Source organism: Nocardia sp. NPDC050697 (genome assembly GCF_040654395.1).
Lineage (GTDB): Bacteria > Actinomycetota > Actinomycetes > Mycobacteriales > Mycobacteriaceae > Nocardia.
Genome location: NZ_JBFAHY010000007.1, coordinates 189,877 through 207,666 on the forward strand (window position 1 = coordinate 189,877; position 17,790 = coordinate 207,666).

Annotated in this window: 14 protein-coding genes and 1 tRNA gene; 6 read left to right on the forward strand and 9 right to left on the reverse strand. The window is 71.9% G+C overall.

Going from position 1 to position 17,790, the window contains the following annotated elements; translation table 11 throughout:
- Positions 1 to 81: 81 nt before the first annotated feature.
- Both AB0H71_RS24195 and AB0H71_RS24200 read right to left on the reverse strand, forming a co-directional pair.
- Positions 82 to 657 carry a TerD family protein gene (locus AB0H71_RS24195; RefSeq protein WP_357025033.1) on the reverse strand — a complete coding sequence of 192 codons (576 nt, stop codon included), beginning with the start codon at positions 655 to 657 and terminating at the stop codon, positions 82 to 84.
- A gap of 1 nt (position 658) precedes the next feature.
- Positions 659 to 1,156 (reverse strand): pyridoxamine 5'-phosphate oxidase family protein, encoded by a 498-nt coding sequence (locus AB0H71_RS24200; protein ID WP_357025036.1) that lies wholly within the window; start codon positions 1,154 to 1,156, stop codon positions 659 to 661.
- A gap of 403 nt (positions 1,157 to 1,559) precedes the next feature.
- On the opposite strand from AB0H71_RS24200, the gene AB0H71_RS24205 reads away from it, so the two are divergent.
- Positions 1,560 to 3,041, forward strand: a complete 1,482-nt coding sequence (locus AB0H71_RS24205; protein ID WP_357025038.1) for a stealth family protein — start codon at positions 1,560 to 1,562, stop codon at positions 3,039 to 3,041.
- Here the strand turns inward: AB0H71_RS24205 and AB0H71_RS24210 are convergent.
- From AB0H71_RS24210 to AB0H71_RS24230, 5 genes are all read right to left on the reverse strand, one after another.
- A complete protein-coding gene (locus tag AB0H71_RS24210; RefSeq protein ID WP_357025041.1) occupies positions 2,989 to 3,939 on the reverse strand; it encodes a phosphodiesterase in 951 nt (316 codons plus the stop codon). The genes AB0H71_RS24205 and AB0H71_RS24210 overlap by 53 nt on opposite strands.
- A 226-nt stretch (positions 3,940 to 4,165) precedes the next feature.
- Positions 4,166 to 4,792, reverse strand: coding sequence for a MazG family protein (locus tag AB0H71_RS24215; RefSeq protein WP_357025558.1), 627 nt, complete (start codon positions 4,790 to 4,792; stop codon positions 4,166 to 4,168).
- A 29-nt stretch (positions 4,793 to 4,821) separates the two neighbouring features.
- Positions 4,822 to 8,439 (reverse strand): transcription-repair coupling factor, encoded by a 3,618-nt coding sequence (gene mfd / locus AB0H71_RS24220; RefSeq protein WP_357025044.1) that lies wholly within the window; start codon positions 8,437 to 8,439, stop codon positions 4,822 to 4,824.
- Positions 8,440 to 8,662: 223 nt separating this feature from the next.
- Positions 8,663 to 9,310, reverse strand: a complete 648-nt coding sequence (locus tag AB0H71_RS24225) for a TetR/AcrR family transcriptional regulator (RefSeq protein WP_357025046.1) — start codon at positions 9,308 to 9,310, stop codon at positions 8,663 to 8,665.
- Positions 9,311 to 9,478: 168 nt separating this feature from the next.
- Positions 9,479 to 10,105 carry a TetR/AcrR family transcriptional regulator gene (locus tag AB0H71_RS24230; protein ID WP_357025051.1) on the reverse strand — a complete coding sequence of 209 codons (627 nt, stop codon included), beginning with the start codon at positions 10,103 to 10,105 and terminating at the stop codon, positions 9,479 to 9,481.
- 255 nt (positions 10,106 to 10,360) lie between these two features.
- Here AB0H71_RS24230 and AB0H71_RS24235 point away from each other — a divergent pair.
- From AB0H71_RS24235 to AB0H71_RS24255, 5 genes are all read left to right on the forward strand, one after another.
- Positions 10,361 to 10,431, forward strand: a tRNA-Gln gene (locus AB0H71_RS24235).
- Between the two features lie 68 nt (positions 10,432 to 10,499).
- Positions 10,500 to 11,990, forward strand: coding sequence for a bifunctional UDP-N-acetylglucosamine diphosphorylase/glucosamine-1-phosphate N-acetyltransferase GlmU (glmU, locus tag AB0H71_RS24240; protein WP_357025054.1), 1,491 nt, complete (start codon positions 10,500 to 10,502; stop codon positions 11,988 to 11,990).
- On the forward strand, positions 11,987 to 12,967 hold the full coding sequence (locus AB0H71_RS24245) for a ribose-phosphate diphosphokinase (RefSeq protein WP_357025057.1): 981 nt from the start codon (positions 11,987 to 11,989) through the stop codon (positions 12,965 to 12,967). The genes glmU and AB0H71_RS24245 overlap by 4 nt, the downstream gene beginning before the upstream one ends.
- 1,858 nt (positions 12,968 to 14,825) lie before the next feature.
- Entirely contained in the window at positions 14,826 to 15,170 is a 345-nt protein-coding gene (locus AB0H71_RS24250) for a hypothetical protein (RefSeq protein ID WP_357025059.1), read from the forward strand.
- A gap of 20 nt (positions 15,171 to 15,190) precedes the next feature.
- Positions 15,191 to 15,838, forward strand: coding sequence for a DUF2461 domain-containing protein (locus tag AB0H71_RS24255; RefSeq protein WP_357025063.1), 648 nt, complete (start codon positions 15,191 to 15,193; stop codon positions 15,836 to 15,838).
- 114 nt (positions 15,839 to 15,952) lie between these two features.
- On the opposite strand, the gene egtD is transcribed toward AB0H71_RS24255, so the two are convergent.
- Together egtD and AB0H71_RS24265 are read right to left on the reverse strand one after the other, a co-directional pair.
- A complete protein-coding gene (gene egtD, locus AB0H71_RS24260; RefSeq protein ID WP_357025066.1) occupies positions 15,953 to 16,942 on the reverse strand; it encodes an L-histidine N(alpha)-methyltransferase in 990 nt (329 codons plus the stop codon).
- Positions 16,939 to 17,592, reverse strand: a complete 654-nt coding sequence (locus AB0H71_RS24265; RefSeq protein WP_357025561.1) for an ergothioneine biosynthesis protein EgtC — start codon at positions 17,590 to 17,592, stop codon at positions 16,939 to 16,941. The genes egtD and AB0H71_RS24265 overlap by 4 nt, the downstream gene beginning before the upstream one ends.
- Between the last annotated feature and the right edge of the window lie 198 nt (positions 17,593 to 17,790).

Consider the following 17,790-nt stretch of genomic DNA (forward strand, 5'->3'; position numbering starts at 1 on the left):
AAAACATCGGCAGCTCGTTGACCCCGACCGGAGACCCAGTGGTCGGAGCCGACGAGCCGCGTGCGTCACGGCGAACCCGTCTCAGATGTTGACGCCGTAGTCGCGGGCGATGCCCGCCAGGCCGGAGGCGTACCCCTGGCCGATGGCCCGGAACTTCCACTCGGCGTTGTTCCGGTACAGCTCACCGAAGACCATGGCCGTCTCGGTGGAGGCATCCTCGGAGAGGTCGTAGCGCGCCAGCTCGGCGCCGGTCACGGCGTCGGTGACGCGGATGTAGGCATTGCGGATCTGGCCGAAGGACTGCCCGCGCGCATCGGCGTCGTGGATCGAGACCGGGAAGAAGATATTGGTGATGTGCGGGGGCGTCGCCGCGAGGTCGACATTGATCGTCTCGTCGTCGCCGTCGCCCTCGCCGGTGAGGTTGTCACCGGTGTGCTCGATGGTCCCCTCGGGCGAGCGCAGGTTGTTGTAGAAGACGAAGTGCAGGTCCGAGAGGACCTTGAGGTTCGGCCCGGTGGCGAGCGCGCTCGCGTCCAGGTCGTAGTCGGCTCCGGTGGTGGTGCGGACATCCCAGCCGAGGCCGACCGAGACCTTCGTCAGGTTCGGTGCCTGCTTGGACAGCGAGACGTTGCCGCCTTTGGCCAGCGTGACGCTCATGTCATCCTTCCGTGTTCGGGTTCTGCTGCTCCGCCCATTCGCGCAGCGTGGCCACCCGGCCGCGCAGCGCGTCGAGTTCGGCTTCGTCGAGCACGGTGCGCTGGATGCCCTGCGCGACCGTGAACGCCGACTGCCGATGATCGTCGATGGTGTCGACATCGATCTGTACCGGAACATAGTCGCTCGCGCCTGGCATCCCGTCGGCGAGCACCGTCGCGGTGCCGCGCGCGCAGAGCGCGACATCGCCGCCGCCGAGGATGAGCAGCGCGACCTGCGGCCGCTCGCGCAGCCGCGCCAGCGAACCCCGGTCGAACTTCAGGCTGATCAGAATGCGCCGGTCGCCGGCGCGCACCGGCCAGGAGACCGGGATGGCGTGCGGCGCCGGGTCGGTCGTCACCAGCACCGCGATGGTCTCGGTCGGCCACACCGGCAGGGCGTCGAGTTCCGGATGCTCGTCGGCGGAGTGGTCGTGCTCGGTCAGGCTCGCTCCTGCTGCCATTTTCGTCACCTCGTGGGGATCGCTGCGGCGCGGTGGGCTGTTCCCGCGCTTCCCCAGCAGTTTAAGTCCCCGGCCGACAGCGCCGCTGGCGCCCGGTGCGATCTCGCCGGGCAGATGCGTTCAGGCCGTGGCGAGTTCGAGGCTCGGCGGCGCGCGCCCGTGCCGCCGCCGGCGCCGTCGATTCCGGGCCGATTGACGGATCCTCGAAACGCCTGCATCATCGTGAACAGTTCCCTGCTCAGCAGGGGCTTCTTGGTTACCGGCCGATGACCGTCCGGCAACGGTCGCCTGATTCGACGCGCCACTCACGGGTAAGAACCCTGAGGCTCGGCTGCGCGAACACCAGCGGCCACGACAGTAAGCCGACGCCGCAGGCGTCCGTCCCGAGTGAGGTGAGTGCGCCATGGTCTTCTCGTCCGACCTGCCCCGCGAGGTGTCCCCCGACATCACGCCGGTGCCGATCGCCGCGCACCGCACCGCCGGGAACCTCGCCGTCTCCGACGCCACGCTGGCCGATCTGGTCCACCTGCGCACCGAGCTCGCCGCGGCCGAGGTGCCGTTCCTGCTGGTCCGGGATCGCGACCACCGGCTGATCCTGGCCGCCGACGCCGCGCACGGCGCCATGGTGACGCGGGTGGTGAGCTCGGCGGCCGCCGCCGGCTTCCGGGTCGAGCCGCTCGGCCCCGCGGTGTTCCGGCTGGGCCGGGACGCCGATCCGGCGCACCACGTGGAGCTGGAGCTGTGGGGCTACCACGGCGACACCGTCACCTGCCCGCGCCCCAACGCGCTCACCCGCCCGGTCTTCGACCTCGCCGACGTGGAGTTCGGCCAGGTGCGGCTCTTCGACCGGGTCTGGCCGACGCTCACCGGCATGTTCGCGCCGCACAGCACCGATGTGGAGTTCGACATCGACCTGGTCTTCTCCTGGGTGGACGGCTCCGACCCGGAGTTCCGCGCCCGCCGCGCCGGACTGCTCGCGCAGGTCGTGGTCGGCGAGGGCGACGACGCCGACGCCCGCATCCGGCAGATCGACGAGCTGCGGTACGCGCTGCGCGCGGTGGCGAAGAACGCGCCCTGGATCCGCCGGATCTTCCTCTGCACCGACTCCACCCCGCCGTCCTGGCTGGCCGAGCACCCGAAGGTCACCGTGGTACCCGCGCTCGCGCACTTCGCCGACACCGCGGGGCTGCCCACCTTCAACTCGCACGCGGTGGAGAGCCAGCTGCAGCACATCGACGGGCTGGCCGAGCACTTCCTGTACTCCAACGACGACATGTTCTTCGCCCGCCCGGTGCGGCCCTCCATGTTCTTCACCCCGGCCGGGGTGAGCCGGTTCATCGAGGCCGACACCCGGATCGGCCCCGGCCGGAACACCGAGCGGCGCAGTGGATTCGAGAACGCGGCCCGGGTGAACCGGGCGCTGCTCGCGGAGCGGTTCGGCACCGTCATCACCCGGCACCTGGAGCACACCCCGGTGCCGCTGCGGCGCAGCGTGCTGCACGAGATGGAGCGCGAGTTCGCCGCGAATTTCGCGCGCACCGCGGCGAGCCGCTTCCGCGCCGCCACCGATATCTCGGTGACGAACTCGCTCTACCACTACTACGCGCTGCTCAGCGGGCGCGCGGTGCCGCAGGAGGCGGCCCGGGTGCGCTACGTCGACACCACCTCGGAGTCCGGGCTGGCGCTGCTGGATCAGCTCAGCGCGACCAGGGACGTCGACTTCTTCTGCCTCAACGACGGCAGCTTCCCCGAGGTCACCGAGGCCGAGCGGGTGCGGCGGGTCGCGGCCTTCCTGCAGGGCTGGTTCCCCGAGCCCGCCCCGTGGGAGCGGATCAGCGCACCGCCTCGCCACCCGATTCCGGAGTCCGCGCCGGGCGCCGCATGACGTGCGGGATGCGGGCCGCGGGCGGGATCACGATGCCCGCCGCGGCCAGCCGCGCCGCCGCCTGAGCCGGGGTGGCGGGCTCGCCCACCGTCGGGCCGGCGTCGATCGGGACCACCGAGTGCACCACGGTGTCCGGGTAGACGTGCACGTAGTTGAAGGCCTGGGCGCCGTCCCGGCCGCGCAGCCCGCCCTGCTCGACCGCGAGGTCCTGGGTGTAGCAGGTGGCCGAGGCCACCGAGACCGGGATGCCCGCGAAGGTGGCGCTGGTGGAGAAGTGCAGGTGGCCCGCGAGGATGGCGCGCACGTCGGTGCCGTCCAGCACCGCGGCGAGGCGGCGCTGGTCGCGCAGCTCGACGGTGACGGCGAGGTCGAGCACGCAGGGCACCGGCGGGTGGTGCAGGGCCAGGATGGTGCCGAGGGGGGCGGGCTCGGCGAGGACGTCGCGCAGCCAGGTCAGCTGGTCGTCGGTGAGCTCGCCGTGGTGGTGGCCGGGGACGGTGGTGTCGAGCGCGATGATGCGCAGGCCGTCGATCAGGTGCACCTCGTCCAGCGGCTCCGCGGAGCCGGGGCGGTCGAGCAGGCCGCGGCGGAGCGCGCCGCGGTCGTCGTGGTTGCCCGCCACCCAGATCACCGGGGCGCCGATCCGCGCCGCTAAGGGTTCGACCAGGGCGCGCAGCCGGGCGTAGGCGCCGGGCTCGCCGCGATCGGTGAGGTCGCCGGTGAAGACGATGGCGGAGGGGACGATCCCCGTCGCCTCGGCGTGCGCGAGCAGGGCGCGCAGCGGGCGCTCGGCGTCGACATCGCCGTAGAGGTCGCCCTCGGCGACCAGGTGGGTATCGCTGAAGTGGAATAAAACGTGATCCGGTCGCGGGTACTCCGCGACCCTGTCGATGCGCATCGACCCGAACGTCCCTCCCGGCGGACTCCGCCGCCCTCGCTTCGACGTTGGGGCCAGGATAGCGAAGGACCCTTAACGCGGCCTGGCACAGGCCGCACGAGAGGCCGAGGTCACGCGGGGCGTGGAGGTCAGGCGCTCCAGGCCGCGCCCGTCGGCGGGAATCGGCCCCGCACGGGGCGCTGCGCGCGCCGCCGACGTGCGCGGTAGCGCGCACAGGCCCCGACATTCACCCCGGCCAGTGGGCACGCCAGTCGTCGGGGGTGAGCGACAGCCGGGCGTCGCGGGCGCGCTCGGCGGCGTCCTCGGTGGCGCGGATGGTGTCCGCGAAGCGGAGCGTGGCCTTGCGCAACCGCTCCTCGGCGCTCTCGTCACCGCCGAGCCGCACCACCCGCAGCTCCTCGGGGATCAGCTCGTCCGGCAACCCGGCCCGGCCGGCCCGCGCGACCACCTTCTCGGCCAGGGCCAGCGCGGGCTGGGCGAGCGCGATCCCGTCCAGGCAGGAGCGCCGCGCCTTCTCCGCGGACTTCCGCTCCTCCCAGGCCCGCTCCTGCGCCGCGATCCGCTCGGCGACCCCGGCGAACGCCTCGGGCGCGCCCAGGTGCGGGCTGCGGTGCTCCAGCTTGGCGATCAGCACCGCCGCCACGTCGGCGACGGTGAACTCGCCCGCCGCCTCGGCGATCCTGGCGTGGAAGAGCACCTGCAGCAGCAGATCGCCGAGTTCTTCCTTGATGGTCTCGGTATCGCCCTGCTGGATGGCGTCGAGCAGCTCGTAGGTCTCCTCCAGCAGGTACGGCCGCAGCGAATCGTGCGTCTGCGTGGTCTCCCACCCGCCGAACCGCCACAGCCGGTCCATGAGCTCGACCGCGCCGTCCAGATCGGCGCTCACCGCGCGGTCGCCTCGGTGCGCACCCGCAGGTCCACCGCGCCCGCGGCCTTGCCGTCCAGCGCGAGCAGCAGGTCCGCGATCAGCTGGAGCAGCGGCACGTCGCGCATGCGGTCGGCGCCGACGCTGTCCTCGACCCGCGGAATGGGCAGCTGCACGATGCCGGAGGCGGCGCGGTAGCTCGCGCTCGGGTGCAGCCGCTTGAGCCGGAGCTGCTTGGAGTCGGGCAGGGTGAGCGGCGCGATCTTGACCGTGGTCCCGGTGACCGCGATCTCGGTCACCCCGTACTCGCGGGCGAGCAGCCGCAGCTTCGCCACCGAGACCAGCCGCCCGACCTCGACCGGCACCGGCCCGTACCGGTCGACCAGCTCCTCCATCACCCCGGCGAGCGTCGAATCGTCCTGCGCGGCGGCGAGTTTGCGGTACGCCTCCAGCCGCAGCCGGTCGCTGGCGACGTAGTCCGGCGGGATGTGCGCGTCGACCGGCAGGTCGATCCGGACCTCCCTGACCTCCTCGGTGGTGATCGGCTTGCCGTCGGCCGCGGCCCGGTACGCCTCCACCGCCTCGCCGACCAGCCGCACGTACAGGTCGAAGCCGACCCCGGCGACGTGCCCGGACTGCTCCGCGCCGAGCACATTGCCGGCGCCGCGGATCTCCAGGTCCTTCATGGCGACCGCCATGCCCGCGCCGAGGTCGGAGTTCTGCGCGATGGTGGCGAGCCGGTCGTAGGCGGTCTCGGTGAGCGGCTTCTCCGGCGGGTACAGGAAGTAGGCGTAGCCGCGCTCCCGGCTGCGCCCGACCCGGCCGCGCAGCTGGTGCAGCTGGGAGAGGCCGAGGTTGTCGGCGCGCTCCACGATCAGGGTGTTGGCGTTCGAGATGTCCAGCCCGGTCTCGATGATGGTGGTGCAGACCAGCACGTCGAACTCGCGCTCCCAGAATCCCTGCACCGTGCGCTCCAGGGTGTCCTCGTTCATCTGGCCGTGCGCGATCGCGATCCGCGCCTCCGGCACCAGGTCGCGCAGGTGCTTGGCGGCCTTGTCGATCGAGGAGACCCGGTTGTGCACGTAGAACACCTGGCCGTCGCGCAGCAGCTCGCGCCGGATGGCCGCGGTGACCTGCTTGTCGTTGTAGCCGCCGACGTAGGTGAGCACCGGGTGGCGCTCCTCCGGCGGGGTCAGGATGGTGGACATCTCGCGGATGCCCGCCAGGCTCATCTCCAGGGTGCGCGGGATCGGCGTGGCCGACATGGTGAGCACGTCGACGTGCGTGCGCAGCGCCTTGATGTGCTCCTTGTGCTCGACGCCGAAGCGCTGCTCCTCGTCCACGACCACCAGCCCGAGGTCCTTCCAGCGGACGCCGGTCTGCAGCAGCCGGTGCGTGCCGACCACGATGTCGACCTCGCCGTCGGCCATCCCGCGCAGCACCTCCTTGGCGTCGGCCGGGTCGGTGAAGCGGGAGAGCCCCTTGACGTTCACCGGGAACCCGGCGACCCGCTCGGCGAAGGTCTGCAGGTGCTGCTGAGCCAGCAGCGTGGTCGGGACCAGCACCACCACCTGCTTGCCGTCCTGCACCGCCTTGAAGGCCGCGCGCACCGCGATCTCGGTCTTGCCGTAGCCGACGTCGCCGCAGACCACGCGGTCCATCGGCACCGCCTTCTCCATATCCGACTTGACCTCGGCGATGGCGGTCATCTGGTCGACGGTCTCGGTGAAGGCGAAGGCGTCCTCCATCTCCTGCTGCCACGGGGTGTCCGGGCCGAAGGCATGGCCGGGCGCCGCCTGCCGCGCGGCGTAGAGCTGCACCAGCTCGCCGGCGATCTCGCGCACCGCCTTGCGCGCCTTGCGCTTGGTGTTCGCCCAGTCCGAGCCGCCGAGCTTGGAGAGGCTCGGCATCTCGCCGCCGACGTAGCGGGAGAGCTGGTCCAGCGATTCCATCGGCACGAAGAGCCGGTCGCCGGGCTGGCCGCGCTTGCCCGGCGCGTACTCGATCACCAGGTACTCGCGCCTGGCGCCGCCGACCGTGCGCTCGATCATCTCCACGAACCGGCCGATGCCGTGCTGGTCGTGCACCACCATGTCGCCCGCGCTCAGCGCCAGCGGATCCACCTGGTTGCGGCGCTTGGCGGGCAGCCGCCTGCCCTCGCCCGGCGCGGCCACCCGATTGCCGGTGAGGTCGGATTCGGCGACGACGACCAGCCCCGCGCCCCCGAAGACCACGCCGTCGTGCAGCGAGCCGCAGAGCACGCCGACCACGTCGGCGGCCGGCTCGGCGCCGGGATCCAGTGCGGCGGCGGGCACCTCGGCATCGGCGAGCCGCTCCAGCACGCGCTGGGCGGTGCCGTGCCCGGCCACCACCACGACGGCCCTGCCGCCGGTGGCGAGGTGCGCGCGCAGCGAGGCGAAGAGCGTGGCGACCAGTTCGTCCGAGCCGCGCGCGGCGGCGCCCGCGGTGATCGGCAGCTCCACCTCGGCCGGGTCGCCGGAGGCGAGCGGGCTCAGCGTCCACCAGGGCAGGCCGTTGCGGTCGGCGCTCTCCCGGATCACCTCGAGCGGGCGGTACCCCGACGCCGCGAGATCGAGGCCGTGGCCGCCGAGCGGCGCGGTACCGCCGAAGGAGGCCGCGGTCCAGGACGCCTCCAGGAACTCCTCGCCGGTGCGCACCAGGTCGGCGGCGCGGGTACGCACCTTCTCCGGGTCGCAGAGCAGGACGTGGCTACCTTCCGGCAGCACCTCGGTGAGCAGCCGCAGCGCGCCCGGCTGCAGCACCGGAAGCAGCGCCTCCATGCCCTCCACCGGGATGCCGTCGGAGAGCTTGGCCAGCATCTCGCTCAGCGCCGCGTCGGCGGCGTTGTCGATGGCGACCTCGGCCGCGCGGGCGCGCACCGCCTCGGTGAGCAGCAGTTCGCGGCAGGGCGGGGCGACCACGGTCTCGACCGTGATCTCCGGCAGCGAGCGCTGGTCGGCGACGGCGAAGGCACGCAGCTCGCTCACCTCGTCGCCCCAGAACTCGACGCGCACCGGATGGTCGGCGGTCGGCGGGAAGAGATCCAGGATGCCGCCGCGCACCGCGAACTCGCCGCGCTTGCCGACCATGTCCACCCGCGAGTACGCGAATTCCACCAGCCGGGTGAGCAATTCGTCGAAATCGAACTCGGCGCCGATCCGCAGCACCACCGGCTCGATATCGCCGAGCCCGGCCGCCATCGGCTGCATGAGCGAGCGCACCGTGGTCACCACCACGCGCAGCGGCGGGCCGGAGACGGCATCCTCCGGATGCGCCAGCCTGCGCAGCACCGAGAGCCTGCGGCCCACCGTGTCGGCGCCCGGCGAGAGCCGCTCGTGCGGCAGCGTCTCCCAGGACGGGAACTGCGCGACGCTCGCGCCGAGCATCTCGGTGAGCTCCACCGTCAGGTCGTCGGCCTCGCGCCCGGTCGCCGTCACCACCACCAGCGGGCGGCTCTCCTCGTTCGCCAGCGCGGTGGCGACGAACGGCCGCGCCGGGCCGGGCGCGACCAGCGCGACCGAGGACTTCCCGACCAGATCGGCGACGGTGCGCAGCGCCTGATCGGCGCCGGCCGCCGCGGCCAGCCCCGCGAGGGGTGGGAGGTGGGCAGACATGGTCTGGAGTTTATCGGGGCAGGTTGGGCGCGGAACTCACCGGCTGTGTTTTTTGGCCTCGCTGCGCTCGGCGGGCCCGCGCCCCCATGGCTCGCGTTCGAGCGGTCGAGACTCGCGCCTGCGGCGCGTGCGCTTCGACCGCTCGAACGCGAGCCGGGGCTCGTAAGACTCGCCCCGTGCGGGGAGAGAGGGGTGGGGCGCTCGACGCTTGGGGTTTAACCCTCTACGGGACGTAGCGGCGTAGGCGGCGGGCGGCGAACTCTCGGAAGTAGGAGAGCTTTTCCGCGGGGACCACTGCGGGGAGCAGGAAGTACCAGGCGCGCTCCATGCGGACGGCCATCTGGTCGATGGACTCGGTGCCGACGGCGGTGATGTGCACGCCCGCCGTCATCTCCTGGAGCAGCAAACCGATCACCTCGGCGTCGAGGCCGGGCTCCAGGTCGCCCTGGGCGATGGCCCGCTCGGCCAGGACGCGGTACGTTTCACCCCAGGTCTTGGCGATATTGTCACCCTGGGCGCCGCGGTAGTCGCCGATCTGGTGGGTCAGCTTGAGCATGGCCCCGACCATCGGGTCGTTCATCGATAGATCGGCAACCACGTAGGTGATGCCGATGCAAGCCTCCAGAGCGGGGACTCGGGAATCAAAGAACCCCTGGCAGGAACTGATGAGCCGTTCGTTGCCCTGATCGACGACGGCACGGGCCAGTTCTTCCTTGGAGCCGAAATGAAAGTACAGTGCGCCCTTGGTGACGTTCGACTGCGCGATGATCTCGCTCAGGCTCGCGTTCGCATATCCCAAGCGCAGAAAGACATCGGCAGCGCCCGCCAGAACGGAATCGCGGGTGATCTCCGCGCGCGCTTGCCTAGCCATCAGATCCGCCTGTCATCCAAAAACCAGCCATCCTGAAGTAGACCGACATCCCGAAGTAGACCGACTTACCACCCGAACAGCACTGAGAGGATGCGTGAACCGTACCACCCGGCGGCACCGCCCCCGGCAATTCGCGCATTCGCCCGGGCGCACCGCGCAATTCGCGAGCTAACACTCGACCGCGTCCCCGGCATCGGCTCGGCGCTGCGAGGTCAGCCGCGGCTCCGCCTCCAGGTGGCTCAGACCGTTCCAGCACAGGTTCACCAGATGCGCGGCCACCACTTCCTTCGATGGTTCGCGCACGTCCAGCCACCAGGTCGCGGCGGTGGAGACCATCCCGACCAGCGCCTGAGCGTAGAGGGTGGCGAGGCTGGTGTCGAAACCGCGCCGCCCGAAGTCGTTGCCGAGGATGTGCGCGACCTGGTTGACGGCCTCGTTGAGCAGGCTGGAGTAGCGCCCGTCGGCGGTTGCCGCCGGCTGGTCGCGGACCAGGATGCGGAACCCGTCGGTGCGCTCCTCGATGTAGGTCAGCAGCGCCAGCGCGACCTGCTCCAGCCGCTCCTGCGAGCGGTTGCGGGTGAGCGAGGAGGTGATCATGTCGAGCAGCATCGACATCTCCCGGTCGACCACGACCGCGTAGAGCCCCTCCTTGCCGCCGAAGTGCTCGTACACCACGGGTTTCGAGACCTGGGCGCGCAGCGCGATCTCCTCGATCGAGGTGCCGTCGTACCCCCGCTCGGCGAAGAGCGCGCGACCGATCTCGATCAGCTGCTGGCGCCGCTGGGTACCCGTCATGCGCGGCCGTTGCGGCCGCTGGGGCTCACCCGATGGCATCGCTTCGCCTCCTGCGATGTGGTGGTACCGCGGTCACGGCGTCCGGGTCGTCCGAGACTTCCAACTGTTCCAGACAGCGTCCAGGGCGTGTCGGCGGGGCACACCCTCACGGCCGCGCGGGTTCGACGGAAGCGAGGTCGGCATGCGAGGATTCATGCCGTGCCGTGGGCACAGCGGCGGGTCGTGCCGAAACGGCACAGCCGGCCGGTGTGACGATCCGCCGTAGTGTAATGGCAGCACCTCTGATTTTGGTTCAGATAGTTCAGGTTCGAGTCCTGGCGGCGGAGCACGCACATATGACTATCGTGGGCCCCGCGTTTGGCCCAGCACGATGACAGGCAGCCGAGGGAGATCCATGCCACAGCAGACCGCCGTCGTCGTTCTCGCCGCTGGCGCCGGGACACGAATGCGGTCGAAGACCCCCAAGGTGCTGCATTCGCTGGCCGGCCGGAGCATGCTCGCGCACGCGCTGCATGCGGCGAACGAGATCGACCCCGCGTACCTCATCACCGTGGTCGGGCACGACCGCGAACAGGTCGGCGCCGCCGTCGCCGCGGTCGCCGCCGAGCAGGGGCGGGAGATCCTGCCCGCGCTGCAGGAGGAGCAGCTCGGCACCGGACACGCGGTGCAGTGCGCACTGCGCGCGGTGCCGGAGGACTTCGACGGCGACCTGCTCGTCACCTCCGCCGACGTCCCGCTGCTCGACGGCCACACCCTGGCCGCGCTGCTGGACGAGCACCGCAGCTACGCCGAGCGCCCGGCCGTAACGGTGCTGACCTTCGTCCCGGACGACGCCAACGGCTACGGCCGGATCGTCCGCGACGCCGACGGCCAGGTGCTGGAGATCGTCGAGCACGCCGACGCCACCCCCGAGCAGGCCGCGATCACCGAGGTCAACTCCGGCGTCTACGCCTTCGACGCCCAGGTGCTGCGCAGCACCATCACCCGGCTCTCCACCGCGAACGCCCAGCACGAGCTCTACCTCACCGACGTGCTCCGGCTCGCCCGCGAGGACGGCCACACCGTGCAGGGCGCCCGGCTGGTGGACGAGGCCAAGGTCACCGGGGTCAACGACCGGGTGCAGCTGGCCGCCGCCACCCGCACCCTGAACCGCTACCTGCTGGAGCGGCACATGCGCGCCGGCGTCACCGTGATCGACCCGGCCACCACCTGGGTGGACGCCGGCGTCCGGATCGGCAGGGACGCGGTGCTGCGGCCCGGCACGCAGCTCTTCGGCAGCACCGTGATCGGCGAGGACGCCGAGATCGGGCCGGACTCCACGCTCACCGACGTGCTGGTCGGCGACGGGGCGTCGGTGGTGCGCACGCACGGCACCGGCGCCACCATCGGAGCCGGCGCGACGGTCGGGCCGTTCGCCTACCTGCGGCCGGGAACGGTACTGGGCGAATCGGGCAAACTCGGCGCATTCGTGGAGACCAAGAACGCCACCATCGGCGACCACTCCAAGGTCCCGCACCTCACCTACGTCGGCGACGCGACCATCGGCGAGCACAGCAACATCGGCGCGTCGAGCGTCTTCGTGAACTACGACGGGGTGCGCAAGCACCACACCGTGGTCGGCTCGCACGTCCGCACCGGCAGCGACACCATGTTCGTCGCGCCGATCACCGTGGGTGACGGCGCCTATACGGCAGCAGGTACCGTACTGCGCAGAAGCGTGCCGCCCGGCGCACTCGCGGTGTCGGGCGGAGCGCAGCGCAATATCGACAACTGGGTGCCGCGCTACCGGCCGGGAACCGCGGCGGCGCACGCGGCGACGGAGGCCAACGCGGCCAGCGACACAGCGAGTCAGGCAACAGAGCAAAAGGATGGCGAACAGCAGTGACCGCGTTCTCGACCGACAACCAGAAGAACCTCATGCTCTTCGCGGGGCGCAGCCATCCTGAGCTGGCCGAACAGGTCGCGAAGGAGCTCGACGTCCACGTCACCCCGCAGACCGCGCGGGAATTCGCGAACGGCGAGATCTTCGTCCGCTTCGAGGAGTCGGTGCGCGGCTCGGACGCCTTCGTGCTGCAGAGCTTCCCCGCGCCGCTGAACCAGTGGCTCATGGAGCAGCTGATCATGATCGACGCGCTCAAGCGCGGCTCGGCCAAGCGGATCACCGCGGTACTGCCCTTCTACCCGTACGCCCGGCAGGACAAGAAGCACCGCGGCCGCGAGCCCATCTCCGCGCGCCTGGTCGCCGACATGCTGAAGACCGCCGGTGCGCACCGGATCATCACCGTCGACCTGCACACCGACCAGATCCAGGGCTTCTTCGACGGCCCGGTCGACCACATGCACGCGCTCTTCCAGCTCTCCGAGCACGTGCGGGCCAACTACAGCCTGGAGAACGTCACCGTCGTCTCGCCGGACGCGGGCCGCGTGAAGGTCGCCGAGAAGTGGGCCGACGCGCTCGGCGGCGCGCCGGTCGCGTTCATCCACAAGACCCGCGACCCGCTGGTGCCGAACCAGGTCAAGTCGCACCGCCCGGTCGGCGACGTGGACGGCCGCACCTGCATCCTGATCGACGACATGATCGACACCGGCGGCACCATCGCCGAGGCGGTGCGGGTGCTGCGCGAGGCCGGCGCCGTCGATGTCGTGATCGCCGCCACGCACGGCGTGCTCTCCGCCCCCGCCGCCGAGCGGCTCGCCGCCTGCGGTGCGCGCGAGGTGGTGGTGACCAATACCCTGCCGATCACCGAGGACAAGAAGTTCCCGCAGCTCACGGTGCTCTCCATCGCGCCGCTGCTGGCGCGGACGATCCGCGAGGTGTTCGAGAACGGCTCGGTGACGGGGTTGTTCAACGGCAACGCCTGAGTTCTTCCCCTCGACGGGCCCTGGGTCGTTCGCGACCCAGGGCCCGTCGGTGTTTTTCGCCCCAGGTCGCTCTCAGCTACCGCACGTACAGTGGCGGCCCGAATGGGTACCCCGCCGGGAGATCGACCGAACGGAGGCGTTGATGAGTACACCGCAGGGGCGGCGACCGCACGAGCCGGAGCCGGGGTCGTCGCCCGGGGCCGGTGCGGGAGGGTCTCGTGGTGGGCCGGATCGTGCGCTCGTCGAGCGTGGAGCGTCGGGAGTGGGGGCGCTCGGGGAGAAGGCGGAGGTTTCTGGCGAGGACGCTCCGGCGGCGGCCGCCGACAGTTCGGCTGCCGAGGGCGCGAAGCCGGGGGCGAGTGATGCGCAACCCCCGGCGCCCGTCGACGCAACCGCCGCTGAAGGGGCGGAGTCTGTCGAAGACGAGAAGCGTGCGGCGGGTGACGCGCCGCTGGCCGATAACCGGGCGCCGGTGGAGAGTGCCGCAGCGCCTACCCCTGGCCGCCCACCCACCGCTGCCCCCGCGAAGCCCGTCGAAGACGAGCCGCTGAGCGCGGACGCGCAGCCCGAAGACCTGGCACCAGGCGGTGACGCGGCTGCGGATGATTCCGCAGCGCCGATCGACGACGAGGCGGCGGAGGGCGCGCCTCCATCCGACTTCCAAGCGCCGGTCTCGGGCGTCGCAACGACAGCTGCCCGGGATGTGACAGGCGCCGACCCTGCGGTGCGCGCCGAGGGCGATGATTCCGCACGGCCGGGTGCGAGTTCCCCGGCTTCTACCAGCGACGAAACAGGTTCCGCCGAGCCGGAGAAGGCGGACGCGGCGGACAAGGGCGCCGAGGACGGCGTGCTGAGTGCGAGCGCTGCGAAATCGGACGTCAGCGCGGTACCGGCAGCGCACGACGCGCCGGACGAAGACGCCGAGGCGAGTACGAGCGTGGCGGAATCCGAGGTACCGGCAGCGCCCGAGGACGCACCGGTCTCCGGCGAGGCCGGGGATAGCGCGGCGACGCCCCAGGAGCCGACGGAATCGGCTGAAGATGTGGGCACCGTCGAACTCTCCGCGGGAGACGTGGCCGACGTGCCGACGGTCGCCCAGGGAGCTGTCGAGGACGACGTCCCGCCGGCCGGGCCGAAGCCGGCGCTACCGGCCGCCACCGCCGAGCCGACCGTTCTCATCCCGAGCTCGGTCTTCGGCGGGCCGATCGGACACGATCCGACGGTGCCCCCACCCGGCGCGCCCCCGCAGCCGTCGGCGGCCGCGGGCCCGCAGTCGCCCACGAAACAACCGAGCAGCCCGCCGGTGGCCCGTCCGGCACCCACGAGCCGACCGGGCGGGCCCGTCCCGCCCGGTGGCGCGCCACAACCCGCACGTCCACTCGGTGGCACGCCCCCCGCACCCGCGGCTCCGATCGGCCCGCCACCTCCGGTGCCATCGTCCGCACCCGCGGGTCCCGCGAGCCCGCCACCCGCCGCCCCGGCTGCTCCCACCGGCCCGCCGCTTCCTGCGCCCCCGTTCGCACCCGCGGCTCCGACCGGCCCGCCGCCCCCGCCTTACAGCCCGTCCGTACCCGGCAGACCGGGCCCCTCGCCACTGCGCCCCGGCGGACCGGTGCCGGGAAGACCGGCCGCATCGGCGATCGGCGTACCGGCGCCGGCGGGCCCACCGACCGGCTTCCCCGCGGTCCCCCCGCCGACCAAGGACCCGACCCCCCACAGCGCGTTCCGCGCCCACCCCCCTGCCCCACCACCGGCCCCGGCCACCGGCTGGAAACTGGGCAGCCCAAGCGCCCCGGCCCCGCGCGCGACCGACCGGCCCGCGCAGCGGAACTGGCTGAACCAGGGCGCGGGCGAGACGGTGCGCATTCCGCGCGGCGCACTCACCCCGGACGCGGGCGCGACCGTGCGCATTCCCAGCGACTGGCAGCAGCAGGACCCGAACCTGCCCGGCAAACCCCTGGAACGGCAGAAGACGGAGATCCAGCTTTTCGCCATCCTCGGTTTCGTCTGCGCCTTCGCCGCACTGTTCCTGGTCCCCGTCGTTTTCGGCCCCGCGGGTATCGCACTCGGAATCACCGGTCATACCCGCGCGGAGGAACGCGGGAAATGGGCGGCGGTCACGGCGGGGTGCGCGATGATTGTCGGGCTCGCCGTGCAGCTGGCGTTCGGGCGCAACGTGATCCCCGGCGTGAATTGGCCGTGAGCGCGGCGTAGTTTGCGACTATGAGCGGTTTCTCGGGTTTCCCGCTGGCCGGCCTGGATTTCTACGAGGATCTCGAGGCGGACAATTCCAAATCGTTCTGGGCGGCGCACCGGGACGTGTACGAGAGCGCGGTGCGCGAGCCGATGCTCGCCCTGACCGCGCTGCTGGAGCCGGAGTTCGGCCCGGCGAAGGTGTTTCGGCCGTATCGGGACGTGCGGTTCGCGAAGGACAAGACGCCGTACAAGACGGCGCAGGGGGCGGTGGTGCGGACCGCGCCGGGCGTCGGCTGGTACGTGCAGGTCGGGGCGCCGGGGCTCTTCGTCGGCGGCGGTTTCTACCAGGGCACGCCCGGGCAGCTGGCGCAGCTGCGGAGCACCGTCGATGACGAGGTGCGCGGCACCGAGCTGCGCAAGATCCTGGAGGCGACCGCCGCCGCGGGCTTCACCATCGGCGGTGAGAAGCTCAAGACCAAGCCGAGGGGCTTCGACGCCGACCACCCGCGGATCGACCTGCTGCGGCACAAGTCGATCACCGCGGGCAGGCAGTTCGGCGCCCCGGAGTGGCTGGAGACGCCGCGCACCGCCGACGAGGTCAGAGCCGCCTGGGAGGCCGTGCGCCCCCTGGTCGACTGGCTCTCCGCCGTCGTCGGCGGCGCGGGCGACCGCTGACGACTCAGCCCGCCGGGGGCGAGTCTTACGAGCCCCGATTCGCGCCGGCTCGCATCCGAGCGGGCGAAGTGCATGCGCCGCGGGCGCGAGTCTCGCCCGCTCGGATGTGAGCCATCAAGGCGCGAATCCTGCCGAGCTCCGCTCGGCCAAAACAACACAGAACCGGTTGTCGGGGTCGGTCCAGGTGTGTTCGGTGTCGAAGCCGGCGGCCGAGAGTTCGGTGCGCAGGCCGTCGACACGGAACTTGGCGGAGATCTCGGTGCGCATCTGCTCACCGCGGGCGAACCGCACCTCGAGGTCGAGTTCGCGAACCCGGACGGTCATGTCCTCGGTCGCCGCGAGGCGCATTTCGATCCACTCCCGCTCGGCATCCCAGCGCGCGACGTGCTCGAACTTCTCCGGTTCGAAGTCGGCGGCGAGGCGGTTGTTCAGCACATGCAGCACATTGCGGTTGAACTCGGCGGTGACCCCGGCGGCATCGTCGTAGGCGGGGACGAGGACGGCGGGGTCGATGACCAGACCGGCGCCGAGAAGCAGCCGCTCCCCCGGCTCCAGCACGTCGTGGATGCTCGCCAGGAATTCGGCGCGCTCGGCGGGGACCAGGTTGCCGATGGTGCCGCCGAGGAAGACCACCATGCGCCTGCCGCCGCCGGGCAGGTTGTGCAGGGTGTCGGTGAAGTCGCTGACCACGCCGTGCACCGCGAGGTCGGGGAACTCGGCGGCGATCTCCCGGGTCGACTCGCGCAGCGCGGCGGCGGAGACATCCTGCGGCACATAGGTTTTCAGGGGTCCGGCGGCGCGGGCGGCGGTGATCAGCAGCCGGGTCTTGGCGGCGGAGCCGGCGCCCAGCTCGACGAGGACCTCGGCCTGGGCGGCGGCGGCGATCTCGTCGACCACGCGCTCGAGCAGGGCGCGTTCGGTGCGGGTCGGGTAGTACTCGGGCAGCTCGGTGATCTGCTCGAAGAGCCGGCTGCCGCGGGCGTCGTAGAACCACTTGGGTGGCAGCGTCTTCGGCGTCGCGGTGAGGCCGGTGGTCGCGTCGGCGCGGAGCGCGGCGGTGAGGTCGGCGTCGGACAGGTGGATCTCCAGCGTCGGTGCGGTCATCGCGGGGCGCCTTCCTTCGGGTCGGAGAGGGGCTGGATGGTGAGGTCGCCGGGGGCGGCGGTCACCAGCATGTGGTCGGCGACGGGCTGCCAGCCGGGGTCGTCGTCGTAGGGCTCCGAGGCGAGTACCGCGGAATCGGCGGTGACCAGGGCACTCATTCCGTGGTGCACGGTGGTGGCCCAGAGCCGCTCGCCATTGCCGAGCAGCAGGGTGAGCCGGGATTGCGGCGAGTGCCTGAGTACCGCGGTCGCCAGGTCGCGCAGGGCCGTGGCCGGGCCCGCGGGGTCGCCGGGGTCGAGGGCGCCGAGCAGGCCGCGCAGCAGTACCCAGAGCGCGGCGGCGTCGGTGGGGGCCTCGGCATCGAGCAGGTCGATGGTCTGGAAGCGGCGGGTGGCGCCCGCGGTCGTGGCGGCGATATCGAGGTCGGCGAGGACGGCGGAGAGCGCGAGCCGCCACTCGGGGATGACGCCGTTGTGGCTGAAGGCCCAGCGGCCGTCGGTGAACGGGGCGCACGCGCTGCGCTCGATCGGCGTGCCGACCGTCGCCGAGCGTACCGCCGCGAGGACCGCGGTGGAGCTGAGCTGCGGGAGCACCTCGTCCACCGCGGGATCGGTCCAGATCGGGGCGGGGTTGCGGTACCGGGTGACCACCGGCTCCGGCCGGGGTTGCCCGTCGGCGGGCGTCTCCCCCGGCGCGACGGCACCCGCCGGCCCGGGCGCGGCAACAGCCCCGCGGGGGGCGTCGTCCGCCCTGCCGGGCTCGCGCGAGGCACCATCCGGCCCACCGGATTCACGCGGCGGACCATCCGGCCCCCCGGGCGCGGGCGAGCGCCCGGCAGGCGGGGCCGG